This window comes from [Clostridium] fimetarium, assembly GCF_900111235.1.
GTDB lineage: Bacteria > Bacillota > Clostridia > Lachnospirales > Lachnospiraceae > Clostridium_N > Clostridium_N fimetarium.
In genome coordinates, this window is sequence record NZ_FOJI01000001.1 from 505,235 (window position 1) to 527,898 (window position 22,664).

General features: G+C 34.1%; 23 protein-coding genes and 1 tRNA gene. All 24 read left to right on the forward strand.

Going from position 1 to position 22,664, the window contains the following annotated elements:
* The first annotated feature begins 98 nt into the window (after positions 1–98).
* The 24 genes from BMY18_RS02185 to BMY18_RS02300 all read left to right on the forward strand — a co-directional run bounded on the left by BMY18_RS02185 (position 99) and on the right by BMY18_RS02300 (position 22,627).
* Positions 99–1,277, forward strand: coding sequence for an HD domain-containing phosphohydrolase (locus BMY18_RS02185; RefSeq protein ID WP_092450111.1), 1,179 nt, complete (start codon positions 99–101; stop codon positions 1,275–1,277).
* A 42-nt stretch (positions 1,278–1,319) separates the two neighbouring features.
* Positions 1,320–2,498, forward strand: a complete 1,179-nt coding sequence (locus BMY18_RS02190) for an AI-2E family transporter (RefSeq protein WP_092450113.1) — start codon at positions 1,320–1,322, stop codon at positions 2,496–2,498.
* Positions 2,499–2,690: 192 nt separating this feature from the next.
* Positions 2,691–2,762: transfer RNA gene (locus BMY18_RS02195), tRNA-Gly, on the forward strand.
* Positions 2,763–3,626: 864 nt separating this feature from the next.
* Positions 3,627–4,115, forward strand: coding sequence for an RNA polymerase sigma factor (locus BMY18_RS02200; RefSeq protein WP_092450115.1), 489 nt, complete (start codon positions 3,627–3,629; stop codon positions 4,113–4,115).
* A gap of 1 nt (position 4,116) precedes the next feature.
* On the forward strand, positions 4,117–5,043 hold the full coding sequence (locus BMY18_RS02205) for a zf-HC2 domain-containing protein (RefSeq protein ID WP_092450117.1): 927 nt from the start codon (positions 4,117–4,119) through the stop codon (positions 5,041–5,043).
* Between the two features lie 425 nt (positions 5,044–5,468).
* Entirely contained in the window at positions 5,469–6,572 is a 1,104-nt protein-coding gene (locus BMY18_RS02210) for a hypothetical protein (protein ID WP_092450119.1), read from the forward strand.
* Positions 6,573–6,628: 56 nt separating this feature from the next.
* Positions 6,629–7,045: a hypothetical protein gene (locus tag BMY18_RS02215; RefSeq protein WP_092450121.1), complete on the forward strand. Its 417-nt coding sequence runs from the start codon at positions 6,629–6,631 to the stop codon at positions 7,043–7,045.
* Positions 7,046–7,240: 195 nt separating this feature from the next.
* On the forward strand, positions 7,241–7,690 hold the full coding sequence (locus BMY18_RS02220) for a LytTR family DNA-binding domain-containing protein (RefSeq protein WP_170841261.1): 450 nt from the start codon (positions 7,241–7,243) through the stop codon (positions 7,688–7,690).
* Positions 7,683–8,201, forward strand: a complete 519-nt coding sequence (locus tag BMY18_RS02225; RefSeq protein WP_092450124.1) for a DUF3021 family protein — start codon at positions 7,683–7,685, stop codon at positions 8,199–8,201. The genes BMY18_RS02220 and BMY18_RS02225 overlap by 8 nt, the downstream gene beginning before the upstream one ends.
* A 27-nt stretch (positions 8,202–8,228) precedes the next feature.
* Complete coding sequence (locus tag BMY18_RS02230; RefSeq protein WP_092450126.1) at positions 8,229–9,116, forward strand: ABC transporter ATP-binding protein; 888 nt, start codon at positions 8,229–8,231, stop codon at positions 9,114–9,116.
* 1 nt (position 9,117) lies between these two features.
* Positions 9,118–9,918 (forward strand): ABC transporter permease subunit, encoded by an 801-nt coding sequence (locus BMY18_RS02235; protein WP_170841262.1) that lies wholly within the window; start codon positions 9,118–9,120, stop codon positions 9,916–9,918.
* A 129-nt stretch (positions 9,919–10,047) separates the two neighbouring features.
* Positions 10,048–10,428, forward strand: a complete 381-nt coding sequence (locus tag BMY18_RS02240) for a YkvA family protein (RefSeq protein WP_092450129.1) — start codon at positions 10,048–10,050, stop codon at positions 10,426–10,428.
* Between the two features lie 145 nt (positions 10,429–10,573).
* Entirely contained in the window at positions 10,574–10,768 is a 195-nt protein-coding gene (locus BMY18_RS02245) for a hypothetical protein (RefSeq protein ID WP_092450131.1), read from the forward strand.
* 125 nt (positions 10,769–10,893) lie between these two features.
* A complete protein-coding gene (locus BMY18_RS02250; protein ID WP_242940937.1) occupies positions 10,894–12,234 on the forward strand; it encodes an MATE family efflux transporter in 1,341 nt (446 codons plus the stop codon).
* A gap of 140 nt (positions 12,235–12,374) precedes the next feature.
* Positions 12,375–13,220, forward strand: a complete 846-nt coding sequence (locus BMY18_RS02255; RefSeq protein WP_092450133.1) for an undecaprenyl-diphosphate phosphatase — start codon at positions 12,375–12,377, stop codon at positions 13,218–13,220.
* A 236-nt stretch (positions 13,221–13,456) separates the two neighbouring features.
* Positions 13,457–13,717 (forward strand): GNAT family N-acetyltransferase, encoded by a 261-nt coding sequence (locus BMY18_RS02260; protein ID WP_092450134.1) that lies wholly within the window; start codon positions 13,457–13,459, stop codon positions 13,715–13,717.
* 93 nt (positions 13,718–13,810) lie between these two features.
* Positions 13,811–14,719: a quinolinate synthase NadA gene (gene nadA, locus BMY18_RS02265; RefSeq protein WP_092450136.1), complete on the forward strand. Its 909-nt coding sequence runs from the start codon at positions 13,811–13,813 to the stop codon at positions 14,717–14,719.
* A 10-nt stretch (positions 14,720–14,729) separates the two neighbouring features.
* Entirely contained in the window at positions 14,730–16,037 is a 1,308-nt protein-coding gene (locus tag BMY18_RS02270; RefSeq protein ID WP_092450138.1) for an L-aspartate oxidase, read from the forward strand.
* On the forward strand, positions 16,018–16,872 hold the full coding sequence (gene nadC, locus BMY18_RS02275) for a carboxylating nicotinate-nucleotide diphosphorylase (protein WP_278280969.1): 855 nt from the start codon (positions 16,018–16,020) through the stop codon (positions 16,870–16,872). The genes BMY18_RS02270 and nadC overlap by 20 nt, the downstream gene beginning before the upstream one ends.
* A 38-nt stretch (positions 16,873–16,910) precedes the next feature.
* On the forward strand, positions 16,911–17,159 hold the full coding sequence (locus tag BMY18_RS02280; RefSeq protein WP_092450142.1) for a GlsB/YeaQ/YmgE family stress response membrane protein: 249 nt from the start codon (positions 16,911–16,913) through the stop codon (positions 17,157–17,159).
* Positions 17,160–17,301: 142 nt separating this feature from the next.
* On the forward strand, positions 17,302–17,526 hold the full coding sequence (locus BMY18_RS02285) for a hypothetical protein (protein ID WP_092450144.1): 225 nt from the start codon (positions 17,302–17,304) through the stop codon (positions 17,524–17,526).
* Between the two features lie 403 nt (positions 17,527–17,929).
* Positions 17,930–18,376, forward strand: a complete 447-nt coding sequence (locus BMY18_RS02290) for an oxygen-binding di-iron domain-containing protein (RefSeq protein ID WP_092450146.1) — start codon at positions 17,930–17,932, stop codon at positions 18,374–18,376.
* 169 nt (positions 18,377–18,545) lie between these two features.
* Positions 18,546–19,883 (forward strand): MATE family efflux transporter, encoded by a 1,338-nt coding sequence (locus tag BMY18_RS02295; RefSeq protein ID WP_092450148.1) that lies wholly within the window; start codon positions 18,546–18,548, stop codon positions 19,881–19,883.
* 203 nt (positions 19,884–20,086) lie between these two features.
* Positions 20,087–22,627, forward strand: coding sequence for a heavy metal translocating P-type ATPase (locus BMY18_RS02300; RefSeq protein ID WP_092450149.1), 2,541 nt, complete (start codon positions 20,087–20,089; stop codon positions 22,625–22,627).
* Positions 22,628–22,664 lie beyond the last annotated feature (37 nt).

The window sequence follows — 22,664 nt, forward strand, 5'->3', positions numbered from 1 at the left end:
AGAAATATAATAACGTCTATGATATAATTAATACTATATATTATTAAATATGGGTAGAATATAAAATATTACTTTAGAAATCATTGGTGGGGGATACTATGAGAGAAAAGAGATACTTTATTTACGTTATTCTGGCTATACTTTTAGCCATCGGATTAGGATTTTTGATATTAGGGAGTGTTGTAAAGCAACAGAAAAATGATGAGATAAAACTTGTTGAAGACGTTTCCGAAGAGGATGGTAAAGATAACGAATTCTATGTAAAATTTAATCAAGGGAAAAGTTGGATAGATGCGTATGGTAGTATAGGTGCTCAATATGATGGAGTGTTTTATAATAATACGGGAATCGATATTACAGATTGGAAAATAGAGATACAGGTGCCTGAACAGAGTTATATTGATAGTTCTTGGAAAGGCGTGTATATATTGGAAGATAATTGGATAACAATTAAAGCAGTCGATTACGATGTAAATGTTCTTAAGAATAATTCAATCACATTTGGATTTGTCATGTATACACCTTCCGATTTCAATGCAAAAAATATCACAATATATGCGCATAAAATATATGAGATTCAGCATTACCCATTATTTTGGATATTGTCAATTATGTTGGTTGTAGTATTAATGATGATTATAGTATATAGTGCTTTTGAATTACGAGTAAGAAAATTCAAAGCAAAGCAGAGACAGGATAAGAGAATTATAGTACAATCGTTAAAGACTTTTGCCAATATCATTGATGCCAAGGATCCATACACAAAAGGTCATTCCAATAGAGTTGCAAAATATGCAAAAGAAATTGCCAGGCGTATGGAAATAGCAGATAAAGATCTAGATAGAATTTATTACATAGCATTACTGCATGATATAGGTAAAATAGGGATATCAGATGATGTTTTGAACAAGCCTGGAAAATTAACAGATAAAGAAAGAATGATCATTGAAATGCATACAACAATTGGTGGAGAGATCCTAAAGGATTTTTCTGCAATCCCGGGAATTGGGGATGGCGCAATGTATCACCATGAACAATATGCGGGAGGTGGATATCCATTAGGCTTGCAAGGTGAAAACATACCTTTGTTTGCAAGAATCATATGTATTGCAGACGCATATGATGCAATGTCAAGTGATAGATGTTATAGACCAAAACTAAAAGATGATAATATACTGTCTGAATTAGTACTGTTTACAGGTAAACAGTTTGACCCAAATATAGTAAAATACATGCTAGCTATGATAAGTGATGGATTTGTAACATGCATTAAATAGTCGTTAAATTTGATTTACATTAGGTAGGAGATAGGAGTAATAGTGGAATTTATATATAAAAATAATAAGAATATGTTGTTTGTAGTGTTTGCGGGAATTCTGTTTTACGTTGGATTACAGAATATATCGGGTATTATCGGTTTTGCTCAGTCAGGGTTAAACCTATTGTTTCCATTTGTTTTAGGTGCTGCGATTGCATTTATACTAAATGTACCTATGAAGCAGATAGAGGTAAAATTGTTTGGAAAGTTAAAATTAAAGTCAAACAGTATAAAAAGAGGAATTTCATTATTTGTTACGATATTAATCGTGGTTTGCATTATTTTAGTTGTAATGCTAGTTGTTGTTCCAGAGTTAATAAGGACTTGCAATTCATTAATTAAACAGATTCCAAGTGCTTATGCGGATGCCAAGCAATATCTAGAGTCTTTAAATACGCAGTGGCCACAATTTAAGGGATTGATAGACCAGAATAATATTAATTTAGATACGATGACTAACACTGCCGTGAAATTTCTACAAAATGTAGCAATTGGGTTTCTTGATTCAACATTCGGAATCGTTGGTGGAGTTTTAAGTAGTATAATAACATTTTTTATTAGTTTTACATTTGCAATATACGTATTATTTCAAAAAGAAAAGTTAAGTCGCCAGGCTAAAAAAATCATGTATGCGATATTACCAGTGAAAGTTGTCGATAGGGTTATATATGTTGGCAAATTATCAAATACAACATTTTCTGGATTTTTATCGGGGCAGTGCCTGGAAGCGGTAATATTAGGAACGATGTTCTTTGTTTCAATGACAATATTTAGAATGCCGTATGCATGGATGATGGGCGTGCTGATTGCATTAACTGCACTTGTGCCTATATTTGGGTCATTGGTGGGCTTGATTGTTGGATTCTTATTGATTGTAATCATTAGTCCAGTTCAAGCAATTGGATTTGTAATTTTATTTTTTGTATTGCAGCAGATAGAGGGGAATTTAATATATCCTCATGTCGTAGGCGGATCTGTTGGTCTACCATCAATTTGGGTATTGTTTGCAGTAACAATTGGCGCTAACCTGATGGGAATTGCTGGAATGATAATATTTATTCCTTTATGTTCAGTTTGTTATACACTCATTAGAGAATCAGTGGATAAAAGGCTGATTGCAAGAAAAATCTCTGAACAAAAGTGGACAATACATAAAGATGATACGCAAATTAGGAAATAAGAATCAGTTGAAGCAGAAATGTACACATCTACTGAACAACGATTGACGTGACAATTGCCACAACAATGGATAGAAATGTGGGTTTAACACAGAAAAATGTGGGCTCAACACAGAAAAATATATTGACAAAATTAATCGCATATAGTATATTACTAAATGTGCCTGTAAGACGCACACAACTATATGCAACACGCGCGAGTGGCTCAGCGGTAGAGCATCTCCTTGCCAAGGAGAGGGTCGCGGGTCCGATTCCCGTCTCGCGCTTAAAAAAGGTAAGAGGACATCCGAATGGATGTCCTCTTACCTTTTTCGAGTCCAATCCTGGACTCGAAGTTCGATTGTCTACGCTTCGCTTCGGTCCACGCATAGCCGAGGTCCACTGGACCTCGTGCGCCGTCTCGCGCTTCATATTATTCGCTCAAACCTTAGTATTTAAAAGGGTTTGAGCGTTTTTTGTTTTTATAGAGTTTGATTACCCTTGATTACCTTTTTGAATATTATGTTTATAAAGCATTGGCAATTAGATTGTTTGAATGGGGACATGAGACGTAAGGCTTTTGAAGTATTTTTCAATTACAGCTAAGCGTTGCTAGGTAAAGTGCACCCCGTCTTACTTCATCAGACCGTCGGGCTTACAGCTTAGAATAATCAGAGCTAAAAAGTCTTTCCTACTAGTGTAGGTCAGGCTAAAGATGCGGGTTACGGTTGATTCATCCATCAGAACATCTTCTGTGGGTGTCAACAAAATGAGTTCTCTTTCTTTATTAAATGTATTTATTAATCAATCCTTCTTTATTATATTTTTAATTACATATATACTGTATTAAAAAAGAAATAGGGAAGTTAAATAATTAAAAATAAATTTTTGGCTTTTTATTAAGGATACTTTTAGGTGTATAATTAATAATTAAATAGGGTTATGGTAAAATTTAGTAGATAAAATTGGTTGCAGAGGTGACAAACACCGATTGCAGGAAACCTTATTATTTTATCTTCTGTTAATAGCTGGGACTTAGAACCAGTAGAAACCAGTAGAAACCAGTAGAAACCAGTAAAAAACTATAAAGCATAAATTATTTGTAACGTTTTATATATTAATCCGTCTAACTATCATTAGGAGGTGGTCAAATGAGGGAGTTTGAGGAAGTATATTCAAAATACGCCAAACAAGTCTATGGATATCTTATGACTATAACGGAAGATTTTCATCTCGCAGAAGAGCTTACACAAGAGACCTTTTATCGGGCATATAAAAACTTAAAATCTTTTAAAGGAAATTCCCAATTATCCGTCTGGCTATGCAGCATTGCTAAGAACTGCTATTTTGACTATCTTAGAAATAAAAAAAAATACAATGCAACTGAACTAACAGAGACAATCCCATCTGATTACTCTATATCGGAGTATTTTGAACAAAAAGACAATTTAAAGCATATTCACAAATCTTTACATAATTTAAGTGAACCCTATAAGGAAGTGTTTATGTTAAGACATTTTAGTGAACTGTCGTTAAAGGATATAGCAGATATTTTTTCAAAATCAGAAAGCTGGGCAAGAGTAACGTATTATAGAGCCAAAAATCAACTAAAATCAATGTTGGAAAACGAGGAGGGTTAATATGAAACAAAATTGTAAAATTATAAAGGATTTATTACCATTGTATATAGACGATGCATGTTCATCTGAGTCAAAAAAGTCTGTGGAGGAGCATTTGCAAGAATGCATTGACTGTAAAATTGAATTGGAAAATCTAAAAAGTGATATTCCTAATGGCGGACAGTTAAAATATAGAGATGAAGTGAATCCGCTGAAAACTATAAAAAAGAGAAATAAAACTAATTTAGTTATTACTTCCATATTTGCTGTAGTATTAACCTTACTTCTGACCTTCTTTTGCCTTTCTAATTTTAAAGGTTTAAGTAAACTATTTCCGGATCCCAACTTCAAAAACACAGAGATTAGTCCAGTGGATGTTAATCATGTACTTAACGAGGTCGAAAGGATTGTAACGGATAAGTGGAATTTATCCGATGAAACTGTCGTTAGTGATATTTGTATTACCGTAATAACGGATGGGTCCATTAAAAACATCTCTCGTGGAGGTAGCTCCATGAATTTGTATGATCCCAAAACGCACTCTGTTTATGAGATTATTATTGCTAATTTCGTGGGAAAAAATAAATTATTAATTGAGGTAAGAAAATACAAAACTGACAATGCTCTCATATATATGAATAAAACAACCTTAGAGAAGTCGAAACGTTTATTTAATGATTTAGATATATCCTTATTAGATAAAAAAAATTATTGCGGGTGGGATATATATTTTTCGGGAAGTGTAGAAAACCTTAATGAAGAAAGCACCTTTGAAAATATTAATATGCTTTATGTGAAAAAAGATGGAAATCTTACACAAATAAAGGATCCAAAATCCCAGATTGAAACAGGGAATTATTCCATTTTTAATATTCATGGATTAAATGAAGATGGTGATGGGTGGAGTGGTTCGATGGAGGATTTGACCAAGATTTGCATAAAAGAATAAGTGAAATTTAGAGTAAATGTAAATCTTGTCTATGAGTGGGGTGAGAGATTGACAAAAAAGGAAGAATTATATTATTTATTAAAAGCTATAGTTGAGGATTGGACAGAACTTTAAAATTCCCATATATAGTTCACTGAAAAATACTGAAAATATAAAATGATTTTAGGCTATTTTTATTATTATAGCACTTGGTTAGCCGCGCTAAATAACAAATTGACTCCTATATTTTCATTGATAATTCCCATACAATAAGGTATTATAAATTTGGGGATAAATTAACATGCTAAAGTCTATTTATTAGGGGAAAATATTTAGGTAACAAAAGTTAGAATTCTACCTTATAAATTGTGGCTGCAAAAATATTAATTTATTTTTGTGGCTTTTTTTATTTTAATTAAACATAAAAACCATGGGAAGGTAAAATAATGGGGAAACGTAAGGATAAGATGCGAAACATTTTAAAAAAGAAAAAGCAATTAATAGGAGTGATTTTAATTGCTGTAATATTGATTATATCTATAATCGCAATAATAGTTACATTAAATGGGGAAAAAGTTATCTCGACTGAATCAAAGTCAGATATCAGTACTGAAAGCACAACAGAAAGCGCAACAGTCACAAATTCAGTTCAAGATAAAATTGCATGTGGATTTAAAATTAAATTTTTATATGAAGAAAAATATTGGGAAAAGTATGACTTAACCAATGCAGTGTATAAAACACAAGGAGCGTTTGAAGATGCAGTATGCAAATATATTGATGAGATTGCCAAATTACTGAACAAGCAAGACTGGTGTCAACAAATTAAAGGCAAAGATACTATTTATATAAAATTAGTTGTTCATGGAAAAGAGTATTATGAAAAATATACGAAATTGCAATACTTGGAGGAATTTGAGGAAACTATGCCCGGTGCTAATTATGGTGGACTAAGGGAATATACACCGAAGGCGTATATATACGAGATGACGCTCAGCAGTGCTATGTTTGAACATAATATTGTTCCGATCGTCCATGCACTGACAGATCTAATTACATATAAGAAAGATAGTGCGAAATCTGGATCGTACTCAGGACCTTTGAGGACTGGCCTTAATGAATACATGCAAAACTTCCTAGGAATGGGAATTAATTCCTGTAATTACGGTTTAGATATTCATAACTATGTAATTGAGCATTCAAAAATGTTTGAGAACAATCCTAAATTAAAATCAAACATAGGAACAAAAGGATTATTCTGGTATGGATTCACTTATGGATCGTATACAACCTCATCTCTTGATTTAACAAATTTTGGGGTGGGATGCAGTAACTCCTTCGTTACATATCTGGTACAGACCTATGGCCTTGAAAATGTAATGAAAATGGTGGATGGATATGATGATAGTATCTATTATTTATTTAATCAAAACGGAATAGAAGGTTTAATATCTGATTGGCAGCAGTTTTTGGATAATTACAATTGTAAGATGACATGGGATGAAATGAATGCATATATGACTGAATTTAGGAATACGCATGGTTATTGATTTTGCACAATTAATATGAGATTGATTCATAATATATAGAATTGGGAGGGGATGCCATGAAGGCAAAAATTAAACCAATTGTGATTATAGTTATTGTAGTCATTATAGTGTTAGTTTTATTTAAAATATTTATGGGACCAAAATCAATCAAATCATTTTGTGATATTGACTCACCCCAAATAAGCTCAATCACCTCAATGAGCGGGAATACTGGGAATACGCATATGGTCATCGGTAATGAAGCAATTGACTACCTTACAAATTATCTTTCGCAAATTAGCATGATAAGAGTTCTAAACCCAAAATCGACTGGTTGGTCGTATCGATTTACTATATATGAAGATAGTAAACAAACTTTAGATGTATTTATAAGTGACAATTATATAGAAATTGGTAAAGCAAAATATAAGATTATCAAGCATGCTGATAAATCAATAGCAGATGTGTTTGAAAAATTCAATACTATGAAATAAGATAATACACCCATAGAACAGACAGAAAAAGTTTGTCCTGTGGGTGTTTATGCATCTTACCACTAGAAAATAACCTCATACCGTATCGGGCATTGCACTTTTAACAAAATTAAAGTAAATTAAGAGAAAGAAAGAAGAAAGAATAAAGGAAGAAAAATTACAATAAAAATGTAAGTTTTCATGGAGAAAATCATTATGAATATTCGCGTGGAGTATACTCAAAATAGTGAAAAAGAAATAATAATCCGTTGTAGAGAAGAAGATGAAGAAGTTCAGCAGATAAAATCATTGCTGGAATTTAAATATCAGAAGTTAACAGGCATTTGCGATAATCAAACATATCTGTTTAGACCAAGTGAAGTCTATTATTTTGAGTGTGTTGATAACAAGATATTCGCGTATTTGCAGAATAACGTGTGTAGTGTTACATATAGCTTGGAGAAATTAGAAAAGTTACTTGAGTATCAGGAATTTTTCAGATGTAGTAAAGCGATGATCCTAAATCTAAATTATATCGAAAAATTTAAAAGTGAGATGGGTAATAGGATTACTGCATCACTTGAAAATGGTGAGGAAGTTGTAATATCTAGGCATTACGCAAAAATGCTACGGGCGTATTTGAAGGAGGGCAGAGCAGATGAGTAAGATGAAAAAATGGATGAGATCAGAAGCAGATGTGGAATTTTTTGCTTGTGTTCATGCAATATCTATGGTGTTTTTATTTGGCTTGGAATTATATGTATATGGAATAAAAGATGTCCCGTATGAGATTATATTTGAAATGTTTTTGCTCAGTTATTTTATTTCTTGGATGCAGAAATTGTTATTCTTTAGAGAAAAAATATATTCTGATTTGGAATTTAAAATAAGGGCGCTTTTATGGAGTGTAGGCCCTGTAACACTAACAGTGATTATTGGAAGGATTTTCAATTGGTATCGTGGACTACCAGAATGGATTGAAGTTGTGTTTCTTGTGATAATGCTAATCTATTACGCTATGTTATGGTTTGGATTGCAACTTTTATATAAGGATGAAACAAATAGCTTGAATCAGATGTTAACTGAATTTAAGATAAGTAAGACCGCCATAAATAACAATAATACTAATAAAGTAACTAAAAAGAAAATAAATAAAAAATCAATTGAAAATAAATAGAAAATTAATACAGAAAGGGTGATGAAGATGGGAGTAATTAATATTAATAATCTCACAAAAGATTATGGGAATGGAAAAGGAATCTTCAATGTTAATATAGAAGTAAAGGAGGGTGAAGTTTTTGGATTCCTTGGGCCAAATGGCGCGGGGAAAACAACAACCATTCGAAATTTACTTGGATTTATTAGACCCGATAGTGGGAGTTGTTCTATTCTTGAGTTGGATTGCTTTCAGGATGCGGCTAAGATCCAAGAACATCTTGGATATCTTGCAGGTGAAATCGCATTTTTAGATGATTTGAAAGGCAGACAATTAATTGATTTCATTGCAGCCATGAAGGGCGTTAAGGACACGACGAGAATTGAAGAATTGATAGAGCTATTTGAACTGGACCCACGTGGTAAAGTGAAAAAGATGTCAAAAGGTATGAAGCAAAAAATTGCGATCATTACTGCATTTATGACAAATCCTGAAGTGCTCATATTAGATGAACCAACGAGTGGGTTGGATCCGCTTATGCAAAACCGTTTTATCGACTTGATATTGGAAGAAAAGAAAAAGGGTAGGACGATATTTATGTCTTCTCATATATTTGAAGAAATCGAGCGTACATGCGACAGAACAGCCATTATTAGAGATGGCAAAATCGTTGCAATTGAAAATATGGAAAGCTTAGCAAAGAAGCGAAGTAAGATTTTTAGTGTTACATTAAATAGTTTAAAGGAAATAGAAGCGATTAAGCTAGAAAACTTTGATATTGTCGATATTGATGGATTACAGATATCTATAAAAGTAAAAAATAATGTAAATGAATTCCTACATAAGCTAACGAAATATGAGATAAAAGATTTGGATATTAAAAAACAGTCACTTGAAGAAATATTTATGCACTTTTACGGAAAGGATGGTGAATAAGATGATAACATTTCCTTTGTTAAAAAGAAATGCATTGCAAATGCTTAAGCCTTTGATCATATTTATTGCAGTGCTTGGAATGTATACTGGAGTTATTATATATATGTATACTCCATCACTTATGAGTATGTTAGAGGATTATCAAAAGGCAATGCCAGGTATGCTACAAGCGTTCGGGATGAGTGGGATGGCCACAAATCTGATTGAATTTATAAACATATATTTGTACGGGTTCCTTATGTTAGTATTCCCTTTGATATTTATAATTGTAATTGGAAATAGTCTTGTTATGAATTATGTTGATAGTGGGTCGATGGCATGTTTATTAGCATCACCTAATTCAAGGCGCAAGATTATCGTAACGCAAGCAATCTCGATGATTGCAGGAGTTGTTATTCTAATGACTGTAATAACCATATTTGGTATTGTGTGCAGCGAATCAATGTTTCCAGGAGCGTTAGATTATAGTAAGTATATTATTTTAAATGCTAGTACACTGCTCTTACAATTAGCAATTGCTGGAATCGTATTTTTTGCGGCCTGCTTCTTTAATGATTCTAAAAACTTCTATTCCTATGGAGCAGGGATCCCGCTAGTATTTTTCTTGATAACGATGCTCGCTAATATGGGAGATAAATTGCGCGTTTTAAAGTTCTTTTCGTTATATACTTTGTTTCCAAAGGATCAAATTATAGCAGGGGAAAGTGGCGTGGCGGTCTATAATATTGCATTAGCAGTCATTGCAATCATATTATTTACGGCTGGAATCGTAAGGTTTACGAAAAAAGATTTTTCGTTATAATTTACTTTTATGTATATGTTTTGTTTGTTATAATGCTAGATATAAAGTTAATTGTAATACTAGATATAAAACTAATAGAAAAATGGAATTGGAGATCATTAAGCAAGCATATTTTATTATGCTTGCTTAATGCATGAAAAAAAGAATTTTAAAGAACGAGCAAAAAATTTAATAAAAGATATTAAAGTCATATATGTCGCTCTTAAACATCCGCAAACACCATGGTATGCTAAGGCACTTGCAGCCATGACAGTTGGATATGCATTATCGCCGATCGACTTAATCCCTGACTTTATCCCAGTACTTGGATATCTTGACGATATGATTATATTACCAGCAATGATTGCCTTAACCATAAAGTTGATTCCCAAAGATGTATTTGAACAGTGTAGGGCGGAATCCGAAAAACTATGGACCGTGGGCAAGACTAAAAAATGGTATTATGCGATTCCGATTATAATAATTTGGATTATGATTATACTATTTATTATAAAATTAATTATAAGGTAGCTAAGTGAAGTGCATTTGAATCATATAGCTTAGTTAAGTGCATTTGAATCATACAGCTAAGTGAAGTGCATTTGGATGGTTGTGTAAATTCAATATTGGGTTTATAATGCATTTAAGTAAATACACAATGGACAGGAGAAATACAATGAATTTTAAAGAATTATACCTATCTGGAGAAATCGAATTTGAAGAAATTCATCGATATACAAGTCAGTGGAGTAGAAGTGATGATACACAAAGTTTAGCTAAGTTTCTTGGGCTAAATGAAATAGAGGAAGCTGTTTGGATTGATGAAAGTGATGAAGCATTAGAAGATATGTTGTTTGAACAGGCAAAGTAGAATTTAGAAGTACATTCATAATTGTATAAAATATACAAAGAAATATAATCTTAAAGTTACTGAAGTAATTTACGAAAGTAAAATATGGCAGTAACTTTATCTTTTGGATAAATGGTGGTAGATGAATGAACAACATGACGACAGGAAGTATCTCTAGCCATTTGGTGAAATATACAATTCCATTGATTTTAGGTAACCTTTTTCAACTTACATATAACGCAGTGGATTCAATTATTGTTGGAAGATATGCTGGAAAAGAAGCATTGGCAGCCGTTGGTACAGCCAATCCGGTTATGAATATAATGATATTTTTTATAATAGGAATATGCCTTGGAGCATCGGTACTGATGAGTGAATTTTTTGGTGCTGGCGATAAGGAAAAGTTTAGAAAAGAAGTTGCAACAACATTAGTATTTGGAGCTTTTTTCATATTAATTATTAGTTTCGTTGGAATTTTGTTGGCAAGGCCAATTTTAAACATCATGGGAGTGCCAGAAGAGATTCTTGCTTCTGCAACAAGTTACTTGCAAATCATTCTTATGGGGCTTATATTTACTTTCTTTTATAATGCATTTGCATCCGCACTTAAGAGTATCGGGGATTCTAAGACACCACTTATATTCTTAGCGATTGCAGCGGTGTTAAATGGATGCCTTGATATGGTTTTTGTTGCTGGATTCGGGTTAGGCGTTACAGGTGCTGCGCTTGCTACTATAATTGCAGAAGCGGTGTCAGCAATATTGTGTCTGTGTTATATTTATAAAAAAGTGCCGTTACTACGTTTGAAAGTAAATGAACTGCGCATAGAGACAAAATTACTAAAAAGGACGATTCACTATGCATGGGCAACTGCACTACAGCAAAGTTGCCTCTATATCGGGAAATTGGTCATTCAAGGTGTAATCAATCCACTCGGTATTGATGCGATTGCGACCTTTAATGCGGTAAATAGAGTGGATGATTTTGCATTTACACCACAACAAAGCATTGCACAAAGTGTTACCACTTTCGTGGCGCAAAACCGTGGCGCGAAAAAAAAGGACCGTATTATGAAGGGTTTTCACGGAGGAATTAAGCTTGAAATGATTTACTGGGTGTTTATATGCGCAGTAACCTATTTTGGTGCAGTACCAATTATGAGATTATTCGCAACAGGGGGCGATTCTCAAATTGTAGTAATGGGTACTAGTTATCTGCATTTGATGGCAATATTTTATCTACTACCTGCATTTACAAATGTGATCCAGGGATTTTTCCGTGGTATGGGAAATATGAAGATAACCTTGATAAGTACTCTAGTTCAGATGATTTTTCGTGTGTTAGCTGTATTTATACTAGCTCCTCGATTTGGAATGACAGGTGTTGCATATGCTTGCTTTATTGGTTGGATTGCAATGCTTCTGGCAGAGCTTCCGTACTATTTTTATTATAAGAGAAAAAATGAGATACTTAACATACAATCTTGATGTATATTTTACTAGAATATAGTATAATATTGTTTTATAAAAAATATTTCAAAGGTAATTTTCAGAATGAATATTCAGAATGAATTTCGAACGAATTAAAAAATCAATTATAAAATAAAAGAAAATGAGGTAAGAGGGAAATGCAGATTATTGAGATTTTAAAGGCAATTATTTTAGGAATTGTTGAGGGCGTTACAGAATGGTTACCAATAAGTAGTACGGGCCATATGATTTTGGTGAATCAATTTCTCCATCAAAATATGTCTGAGGAATTTAAGAAGATGTTTTTGGTAGTAATTCAGTTTGGCGCAGTGCTTGCGGTTGTAGTACTGTTCTGGAACAAATTATTTCCATTCGCTATTCGAAGAAAGGGTAATGAATCTGTAATTAAAAAAGATATATTTGTAATGTGGTTTAAAATATTGATTGCATGTATACCTGCAGCAGTTGTTGGTCTTTTGTGGGATGATAAAATTGATGAATTATTCTATAATTACCAGACCGTTTCAATCGCATTGATTGTAGTTGGAATTTGGTTCATTATAGTTGAAAATAAAAATGCAGGCAAAAAGCCTAGGGTTATATCGATTGCAGATATTACATATAAAGATGCAATTATAATTGGACTTTTCCAATTAGTTTCAGCAGTATTTCCAGGTACTTCTCGTTCCGGTGCAACGATTATTGGAGCAATGATGGTTGGCGTGTCTAGGGGTATTGCTACAGAATTTACATTCTTTTTAGCAGTGCCTGTAATGTTTGGTGCAAGTCTACTTAAGATAGCTAAATTTGGATTCTCATTTACGATGATTGAAGGAACTGTGCTGTTTGTAGGAATGGCAGTTGCATTTGCTGTTTCTATGGTTATCATTAAGGCACTCACAGGATATGTTAAGAAACATGATTTCAAAATATTTGGCTGGTACAGAATTGTACTTGGTTGTGCAGTCCTTGGATTTTTCCTGATAAAGGGGATTTTGGGGTAAGGCAAAACTCGGCCGAGGGGGACCAAAAATCATTCCTTTGCCTGTGCTAAATCATATCCTTGTATGCAAGTTACTAATGGATTCATTTTATGCTAAGGGCAAGATCAAAAGTTCTAAACTCCTCACTTCGTTCGTCAGACAGTAGAACTTTTGATCTTAACGCATAAAATGAATCCATAAGTAACTTTAGCATACCGTCAAATGATTTTGCACAGGCAAAGGAATGATTTTAAGATATGCAATGGCAAGTTATGGAGTTTTTCGAGAAATGCTTTGTAGCTTTGGGTTGGGGTTATTCACAGGATGGGAGACACATTGATACAGCTGATGTTGAAAAGCACTATATGCAGAATGGTTGTTTTTGGTGCTTATTTGCCAATCAAGCGCACCATTTGTATAAGAAATATGGATTCAAACAAATTGACAAATATAATAACAATGAATATGCCGACGTTTATTTTGAGTTAAAGTTAATAGATTGTGAACATAGCGATTGACAAGACAACTGACAATACACATGTATTGACAAATAAAATAAATAGTGCCATAGTATAATATACATCAAGATTAAAAAAAGGAGACACCTTACAATGAATGAAATAGTAACAAGAATTGAACAACTAAAGAAAGAGAAAGATGCTGTAATTCTTGCACATTATTATGTAAGTGATGAGGTACAAGCCATTGCAGATTATATTGGTGACTCATATTATCTAAGTAAAATAGCCATGGAAATTCCGCAGAAAACAATTTGCTTTGCAGGTGTTAGTTTTATGGGAGAAAGTGCTAAGATTTTAAATCCTCGAAAAACCGTATTACTTCCAGAGGAAGGCGCGGATTGTCCAATGGCACATATGGCAGATATTGATAAAATCAAGGAGACGCGTGGAAAATACGAAGATTTGGCAGTGGTTTGTTACATCAATTCAACTGCAGAATTAAAGACATACTCGGATGTATGTGTAACGAGCGCCAATGCACTCAAAATTGTAAATGCATTACCGAATAAAAACATTTATTTTATTCCAGATGAGAATTTAGGAAGATATATAGCATCAAAAGTTCCAGATAAAAACTTTATATTTAACGATGGATTTTGCCATGTACATACCAGTATTTCGAAGGAAAATGTGTTAAAGGCCAAAGCGGCGAAACCAGAAATGAAGGTACTCGTGCATCCCGAATGTAAGATGGAAGTACTTGAATTGGCAGATTATATTGGAAGTACTTCAGGGATTATCGACTATGCAACTGCTAGTAGTGATAGTGAGTTTCTTATATGCACAGAAATGGGCGTTTTATATGAATTAAAGCAAAAGAATCCTGATAAATCGTTCTACTCAGTAGGGCATCGTCAATATTGTCCTAATATGAAGAAGATTACATTAGAAAAAATAGCAAAATGTTTAGAAAATATGTCACCAACTGTAGAAATTGATGAAGAAAAAAGAATTGCTGCGAATGCACCTTTAATCAGGATGTTAGAGCTGGCAAAATAAGAGGTACACAATGGAGCGTAAAGAATATGATGTGATAATTGTAGGTACAGGAGCAGCAGGATTATTTACTGCAATCTCATTTCCTGTGAATTACAAAATATTAATGATTACAAAGGATACGATTGAAAATAGTGATTCTTATCTTGCGCAAGGTGGTATTTCAACACTACTTAGAGCTGACGATTATAATGCTTATTATGAAGATACAATGAAAGCCGGACATTTTGAAAACAGACCAGAATCAGTAGAGAAAATGATCCGTTCATCAAATGGTATTATACAGCAACTAATTAAAGTTGGAGTTGATTTTGATAAGAACGAGGCTGGTCAGTTAGATTATACAAGAGAAGGCGGACATTCTACCTATCGAATATTGCATCACCAGGACGTTACAGGTAAAGAAATTGTATCAAAGCTACTTACAAAAGTTAGAACCTGTAAAAACATAACGATACTAGAAAATACGACAATGGTAGATATTGTAGCAAAAGACAATGAATGTCAAGGAATTGTTATGAAAGATTTCAACGGCATTTCAGCGTGTTACGGAAAATCCATTATACTTGCAACGGGCGGAATTGGTGGAGTGTTTAAAAACTCAACGAATTTTCCACACATTTCAGGTGACAGCTTTGCAATCGCATTAAGACATAAAATAAAACTTGAAAATATAGACTATATTCAGATTCATCCGACTGTTCTTTACTCAAAGAAAAAAGGTAGAAGGTTCCTAATATCAGAATCGGTTAGAGGTGAGGGCGCAGTCCTCTTGAATGAAGATAAAAATCGATTTGTTGATGAATTGCAACCAAGAGATGTGGTAACAGAAGCAATCAGCAAGGAAATGAAGAAATATAACACAGATCATGTCTATCTATGTTTGAAAAATATTTCAAAAAAAGAGATACTTTCTCATTTTCCTAATATTTATAAAAGGTGTTTGGAAGAAGGATACGATGCAACGAAAGATTTAATTCCAGTAACGCCTGCCCAGCATTATCTAATGGGGGGAATTAAGGTTAATACGATAGGAGAGACATCCATGTCACATCTATTTGCAGTTGGTGAAACCGCTTGTAATGGTGTGCATGGAGCGAACCGATTAGCAAGTAACTCTTTACTTGAAAGTTTGGTATTTGGCCAAAACACAGCCCAAAATATATGTAAAAATCAAGTCGACACAAAAATTGTAGTTTCAGAAGTCCAAATAAAGGACTATAATGATATAGAAAAATGGCAGCAGGAAAATGTCAAAATTTTATTAAATGAAATCAAACGAAGGGATGTAAAGTTCTATGATAAATGGTGTAACGCTTAAATTAAATATGGACGATTATATTTTAAATGCATTGAAAGAAGATATAACCAGCGAAGATGTCTCAACCAATGCGGTTATGAGAGAATATGTGGTTGGCGAAGCAGAGTTGATTTGCAAGGAAGATGGAATTATCTGTGGACTTGAAGTGTTTGAAAGAGTGTTTACGTTACTGGATGAACAAATTGAGTTTGATTGCAAATTTATAGACGGACAGAGCGTTCAAAAAGGTCAGTTAATCGGCATATTGCATGGCGACATCAGAGTGCTATTATCAGGTGAGAGAACTGCCCTTAATTATCTTCAAAGAATGAGTGGAATTGCCACATTTACAAAATCATATGTTGATGAATTAAAAGGATATAGAACGAAGCTTCTAGATACTAGGAAAACAACGCCAAATAATAGAATTTTTGAAAAATACGCCGTTACCGTTGGCGGAGGATGCAATCATAGATATAATCTGTCTGACGGCGTCCTATTAAAAGACAACCACATTGGCGCGGCTGGAAGTGTAACAAAGGCAATTTTGATGGCAAAGGAATACGCTCCCTTTGTACGTAAAATCGAAGTTGAAGTTGAGACACTTGAGATGGTACGAGAAGCAGTTGCAGCAGGTGCTGATATTATCATGCTTGATAATATGGACAATGCCACAATGAGAAGAGCACTTGAAATAATCGACGGAAAAGCACAGACAGAATGCTCTGGAAATGTTACAATTGAAAGGTTAAAAGAAATCGCGCAAATCGGTGTTGATTTTGTTTCAAGCGGAGCATTAACACATTCAGCACCAATCATGGATATTTCGCTTAAAAATTTGAGACCGGTTGAATAGAAAGTATTGAAATCTATGAAACGAAGGAGAAAAAGCAAATGGGAATAATAAGTTGGATTATAATTGGAGGTATTGCCGGATGGATAGGCAGTATGTTAACTAGAGACGATCGACAAATGGGATGTTTGACAAATATTGTTGTTGGAATCATAGGTTCATTTATTGGAGGATATGTCTTCAGCTTTTTCGGAGGCTATGGAGTTACCGGCTTTAATGGTTGGAGTTTACTTGTAGCAGTCATTGGGTCAGTGATATTCCTTTCGATTATTAATTTGTTTCGTAAATAAATGGGAAAATAAATTTTATATAGTGTTTATGCTATATAAATTCATGCAATTTTAATCTATTCTTAATGAAAAATAGATTCTTCCGATGTATAATACCAATATAAGTTAATTCGAGTATATATTTTAAGGAGGAGAATCAATTATGAATTCATTTTTTCCAATAAACGATGCAGTAAAGGGAAAAGATATCGTATCTTTAATTATTGCAATATTTTTATATTTAGTAATATCAGGTTTATCAGGTTTTGCCGTTAATTGTGTAGGTTGGATACCAATTATTGGCTGGGCAATTAGTATAATTGGCGGAGTAATCGGCCTATACTGCTTCATCGGCATCATAGCCGCAGTGGGAAAATATTTAAGATAAAACCATATTAAAATGAAAGCTAACAAAAAGAATCGCTGAATACAGCGATTCTTTTTGCGTTTATCTGGTATATTTCCAACTAATATATGCTCTTCATCGGAATTTCATCTTTTCCGCATAATTATCTCTTTGCGCTGAGGTATTAATGTCCATAATTAGGAAATAATAATACAAGTGCCATTCCGCACAACGTAACCTTGAATCACGATTTATAATTATGCATTTCACGCCAACCGGCTGAAGACAGCCCCCCCATGCTGTTTGAAGGAAAGGCAAATGCATAATTATAAATTTCGATTCACTCGATACCGCTAGTGCGGGAATGGCCATCTAGCTTAATACCGAACTTTAATACCGAACTAAATACAGAACTAAATGACCGATTAATAGAAAGGAAACTCACATGCATAGTGTAAGAAAGATATCCGAAGATATCTACTGGGTAGGGGGAAACAACAGAAATTTGAACTTGATTGAAAATCTGTTCCCTATAAAAAGAGGGATATCATATAACTCATACTTGATTTTAGATGACAAAACAGCACTTATTGATACCATTAATTTTTCCATGAGTACACAATTTATTGAAAATATACAGCACGTTTTAGGTGAGAGAACATTAGATTATCTATTCTTAAATCACATGGAGCCAGATTATCTTGATAATATTATCAAGTTAATCCAACATTATCCTGAAATGAAAATAGTAGGAAATGAAAAGACTTTTCAAATGATTTCACAGTTTTATGATATTGATATTGAGAACAAAAGATGTATAGTGGGTGAAAATGATGCTGTTTTACTTGGAAAGCATGTAATTGAATTTTGTATGGCTCCGATGGTACATTAACACATTCACCAATGGTACATTGCTATTGCAACCGATGGTACATGGATATAAAAACCGATGGTACATTTGTATGGAAAGATGGTACATTAACACATTCACCCTTGTAAAAATATAAGCAGTGGTAGTATAATTCCCTTTGTATATTAATATTAAAAGAGGCAATTACATTATGATAAAAGATCTAACAGAAGGAAAACCAGAATCAGTATTGTGGAGATTTTCAATACCACTATTTATAAGTGTTATATTTCAACAGATGTACAATATATCGGATAGCGTTATTGCAGGTAAGTTTGCAGGTGAAAATGCGTTGGCAGCGATAGGCGCATCATTTCCAATTACGATGATATTCATGTCGATTGCGGTTGGCAGTAATGTGGGATGTTCGGTGGTAATATCGCAATTATTTGGAGCAAAAAAACTCAAGGACATGAAAACAGCAATATTCACGACATTGATTTCTTGTGTTGTATTGTCGGTGGTTTTGACGGTAGTGGGCCTCTGGCAAACACAGTCTTTGATGAGATTGATTAACACACCAAATAACATATTTTTAGATGGGGCGATATATTTGAAAATATATATTGCTGGATTTATATTTATATATTTATACAATGTATGTACGGGAATATTTGCATCGCTGGGAGATTCTAAGACCCCGTTATATTTCTTGATTGGTTCCTCACTCGCAAATATAATGTTGGCGTATCTATTTGTAGCAAAGTTTCATTGGGGCGTTGCAGGTACCGGATGGGCAACATTTATTGCGCAAGGTTTAGCCTGTGTATTGTGCGCAATTTCATTGTTTCATAGAGTGAAAGCAATTAAAACAGATGGGAAAATAGTCCTTTTCTCAGTGGATATGTTAAAAAAAGTTAGCTGGGTTGCGATACCTAGTATCTTACAGCAAAGCTTCGTTTCTGTGGGTAATATATTTGTTCAAGTGTTGATTAATGGCTTTGGGTCATCGGTTATTGCAGGATATTCGGCAGCGATAAAAATGAATACATTTGCAATCACATCATTTGCAACATTAGCAAATGGTTTGTCGAGTTTCACGGCTCAAAATATTGGCGCAGGTAAAATTGACAGAGTAAAAAGAGGGTTTAGAGCTGGAATTACACAATCAATTATAGTAGCAGTTCCATTTGTAGTTGCGTATGTGTTCTTTGGAAGTAGTATGATCAAGTTATTTCTCAATGAAGATAGTGCGGTTGCATTAAATATAGGTGTGGTATTTTTGGAAATAATTTTACCCTTTTACTTTGTGATTTTAATTAAATTAATGGCAGATGGCGTACTTCGTGGATCAGGTTCAATGAAATTGTTTATGATAACGACATTTTCGGATCTGATTATTAGAGTTTTGCTTGCATTTGCATTGGTTGGACCAATGGGAACAAATGGTATCTGGTTGTCTTGGCCGATTGGATGGTGTATCGGAGCAGTCTTGTCCTATACCTTTTACCGTACGGGAAAATGGAAGAGGCAAATACAATTAATTTAAATCCCATTTGACATTTTAAACAAAAAGATATACATTAGAGATACCCCTAGGGGGTATTCCTGATGTATTTTTTTTATGATACAAGGAGTGAGTATGAAAGCTTTTCAATCTTTCATACACAAGATTTGTGCCAATAGAACTACTTGGTATGCGCATTGTCTCGCAGAGCGAGCCAAGGAAGATGCGCGGAAATGGAGGATAAGATGAAACAAACATTTGATATCACAGGGATGACCTGCAGTGCATGTAGTGCACATATAGATAAGAGCGTTTCTAAGATTGAGGGAGTTAATTCTGTAAATGTGAATCTCCTACAAAATAAGATGTCAGTAGAGTTTAATGAATCAGCGGTGGATGAGCAGACAATCATTACTGCAGTTGTAAAAAGCGGATATGGTGCAGCCTTGGTAGCTGCAAAAAATGGGAAACCAACAGATACCAATATTAAAAATAGTGTCAATGACGAAGCAAAAAGTATGAAGGTTAGAGTAATCGTGTCTTTCGTATTTTTAATTCCACTTTTGTATATTTCTATGGCGCATATGTTTGAAACTGCACTTCCTGCAATTTTTTTAGGTCATGAAAATATGATGATATTTGCATTAACAGAACTGTTTTTGACATTGCCTATTGTATTTATTAACAGAAAATATTTTAGCGTAGGTTTCAAAACATTGTTTAAAGGCGCCCCTAATATGGATTCATTAATTGCAATCGGTTCGACGGCAGCTGTTGGATATAGCATTTACGCATTATTTTATATGGGTTATTATTTAGGACATGGCAATCTAGAACTGGCGCATGATTTTACAATGGAGTTGTATTTTGAATCGGCAGGAATGATTCTAGGCCTTGTAACCTTTGGTAAATATCTTGAAAGCCGTTCTAAGAAAAGAACATCAGATGCGATCACAAAGTTAATTAATCTTGCACCAAAAACTGCAGTAGTGCTCAGAGATGGTAAAGAATTAGAGATAGAAGCATACGAACTCGTCGTTGGAGATATTATTATTGTAAAATCAGGACAAACGGTTCCCGCGGATGGAATTATCGTTGATGGAAATGCAGTGATTGATGAGTCAGTCATTACGGGCGAAAGTATTCCAGTCGAGAAAAATATTGGTGATAAAGTAATTGGAGCAACCATCAATAAAAGTGGGTATTTTAAATTTGAGGCAAAGAAAGTTGGAGCGGATACAACGCTTTCACAGATTATAGAATTGGTTGAGGAAGCCGGTAGTTCTAAGGCACCAATTGCAAAGCTTGCTGACAAGGTGAGTGGAGTATTTGTGCCAGTGGTAATTACAATTGCGATAGTGTCTAGCATTGTGTGGCTGTTAATGGGATACCCATTCAGCTTCGCGTTATCAATTGGGATTGCAGTACTTGTAATCTCGTGTCCATGTGCATTGGGACTAGCAACACCGACTGCTATTATGGTTGGAACTGGGAAAGGTGCCGAGAATGGAATCTTAATCAAATCGGCCGAAAGCCTAGAGATTGCACATATGATAGATACCGTAGTGTTAGATAAGACAGGAACAGTGACGATTGGAAAACCCCAGGTTACAGATGTGATTTTGACATCTGATATAGATGAGCAGACATTGGTTAAAATTGCAGCATCAATTGAAAATCATTCAGAGCATCCATTGGCAGAGGCGATTGTAGAATATGCAATCCTACTTGGCATTGATGTAAATGAACTGGATATCAAAGACTTTGGCGCAACGGTTGGGCAGGGAATATATGCCAGCATAAATGGAAATAATATACTTGCAGGCAATTTGAAAATGATGAAAGCAAACAATGTCATTTTCGAAAAATCAGCAGAGGGCAAGGTGGAAACATATGCAGAAGCATTTGCAGAAGACGGAAAAACTCCGTTATACTTTGCACAAAACAACCAGTTGATTGGTATGATAGCAGTTGCTGATGTAATTAAGGAAAGTACGCCTGCGGCCATACAAGCATTTATACAAATGGGAATTGAAGTAATCATGCTTACCGGTGATAACGAAAAAACAGCCCAAGCGATCGGCAGACAAATAGGAATTAGCAAGGTAATAGCTGAAGTATTACCACAAGATAAAGAACATGAAGTTAGAAAATTACAAGAACAAGGCAAGAAAGTTGCAATGATTGGCGATGGAATTAATGATGCACCAGCGCTTGCAAGAGCCGATGTTGGAATTGCAATCGGAGCGGGGACAGACGTTGCCATTGAATCTGCAGATATTGTTTTGATGAAGAGTGACTTGATGGATAGCGTTACAGCAATTCAATTAAGTAAAGCAGTTATTAAAAACATTAAAGAAAACTTATTTTGGGCATTCTTTTATAATATAATAGGAATACCAATTGCTGCCGGTTTACTTTATGTTCCATTTGGGTTAAAATTAAGTCCAATCCTTGGAGCAGCAGCTATGAGCTTTAGTTCGGTATTTGTTGTAAGTAATGCTTTAAGATTGAAGTTATTTAAACCTAGGAAGTATGTAAGCAGTAAAATTATAAAAAAAGAAACGGAGATTAATATAATGAAAAAAACAATAAGAATTGAAGGAATGATGTGTGATCACTGTACTGGAAGAGTAAGTAAAGCGCTGAATGATATAGATGGAGTGAAGGCAGAGGTTAATTTGCAAGATAAAGCGGCTTATATTGAACTGTCCCAAGAAGTAAGTGATGAAGTACTTAAAAATGCCGTAACAGAGGCAGGATATGAAGTGATAAGTGTAGAGTAAAGTCCCAAATTTGTATTTTCTACGCAAATATATTAAA

What these genes read in the sequence shown, in the direction of transcription:
- BMY18_RS02185 (WP_092450111.1), top strand. Translation starts at nt 99, where the DNA reads ATGAGAGAAAAGAGATACTTTATTTACGTTATTCTGGCTATACTTTTA.
- BMY18_RS02200 (WP_092450115.1), top strand. Translation starts at nt 3,627, where the DNA reads ATGAGGGAGTTTGAGGAAGTATATTCAAAATACGCCAAACAAGTCTAT.
- BMY18_RS02205 (WP_092450117.1), top strand. Translation starts at nt 4,117, where the DNA reads ATGAAACAAAATTGTAAAATTATAAAGGATTTATTACCATTGTATATA.
- BMY18_RS02210 (WP_092450119.1), top strand. Translation starts at nt 5,469, where the DNA reads ATGGGGAAACGTAAGGATAAGATGCGAAACATTTTAAAAAAGAAAAAG.
- BMY18_RS02215 (WP_092450121.1), top strand. Translation starts at nt 6,629, where the DNA reads ATGAAGGCAAAAATTAAACCAATTGTGATTATAGTTATTGTAGTCATT.
- BMY18_RS02220 (WP_170841261.1), top strand. Translation starts at nt 7,241, where the DNA reads ATGAATATTCGCGTGGAGTATACTCAAAATAGTGAAAAAGAAATAATA.
- BMY18_RS02225 (WP_092450124.1), top strand. Translation starts at nt 7,683, where the DNA reads ATGAGTAAGATGAAAAAATGGATGAGATCAGAAGCAGATGTGGAATTT.
- BMY18_RS02230 (WP_092450126.1), top strand. Translation starts at nt 8,229, where the DNA reads ATGGGAGTAATTAATATTAATAATCTCACAAAAGATTATGGGAATGGA.
- BMY18_RS02235 (WP_170841262.1), top strand. Translation starts at nt 9,118, where the DNA reads ATGATAACATTTCCTTTGTTAAAAAGAAATGCATTGCAAATGCTTAAG.
- BMY18_RS02240 (WP_092450129.1), top strand. Translation starts at nt 10,048, where the DNA reads ATGCATGAAAAAAAGAATTTTAAAGAACGAGCAAAAAATTTAATAAAA.
- BMY18_RS02245 (WP_092450131.1), top strand. Translation starts at nt 10,574, where the DNA reads ATGAATTTTAAAGAATTATACCTATCTGGAGAAATCGAATTTGAAGAA.
- BMY18_RS02250 (WP_242940937.1), top strand. Translation starts at nt 10,894, where the DNA reads ATGAACAACATGACGACAGGAAGTATCTCTAGCCATTTGGTGAAATAT.
- BMY18_RS02255 (WP_092450133.1), top strand. Translation starts at nt 12,375, where the DNA reads ATGCAGATTATTGAGATTTTAAAGGCAATTATTTTAGGAATTGTTGAG.
- BMY18_RS02260 (WP_092450134.1), top strand. Translation starts at nt 13,457, where the DNA reads ATGCAATGGCAAGTTATGGAGTTTTTCGAGAAATGCTTTGTAGCTTTG.
- nadA (WP_092450136.1), top strand. Translation starts at nt 13,811, where the DNA reads ATGAATGAAATAGTAACAAGAATTGAACAACTAAAGAAAGAGAAAGAT.
- BMY18_RS02270 (WP_092450138.1), top strand. Translation starts at nt 14,730, where the DNA reads ATGGAGCGTAAAGAATATGATGTGATAATTGTAGGTACAGGAGCAGCA.
- BMY18_RS02280 (WP_092450142.1), top strand. Translation starts at nt 16,911, where the DNA reads ATGGGAATAATAAGTTGGATTATAATTGGAGGTATTGCCGGATGGATA.
- BMY18_RS02285 (WP_092450144.1), top strand. Translation starts at nt 17,302, where the DNA reads ATGAATTCATTTTTTCCAATAAACGATGCAGTAAAGGGAAAAGATATC.
- BMY18_RS02290 (WP_092450146.1), top strand. Translation starts at nt 17,930, where the DNA reads ATGCATAGTGTAAGAAAGATATCCGAAGATATCTACTGGGTAGGGGGA.
- BMY18_RS02295 (WP_092450148.1), top strand. Translation starts at nt 18,546, where the DNA reads ATGATAAAAGATCTAACAGAAGGAAAACCAGAATCAGTATTGTGGAGA.
- BMY18_RS02300 (WP_092450149.1), top strand. Translation starts at nt 20,087, where the DNA reads ATGAAACAAACATTTGATATCACAGGGATGACCTGCAGTGCATGTAGT.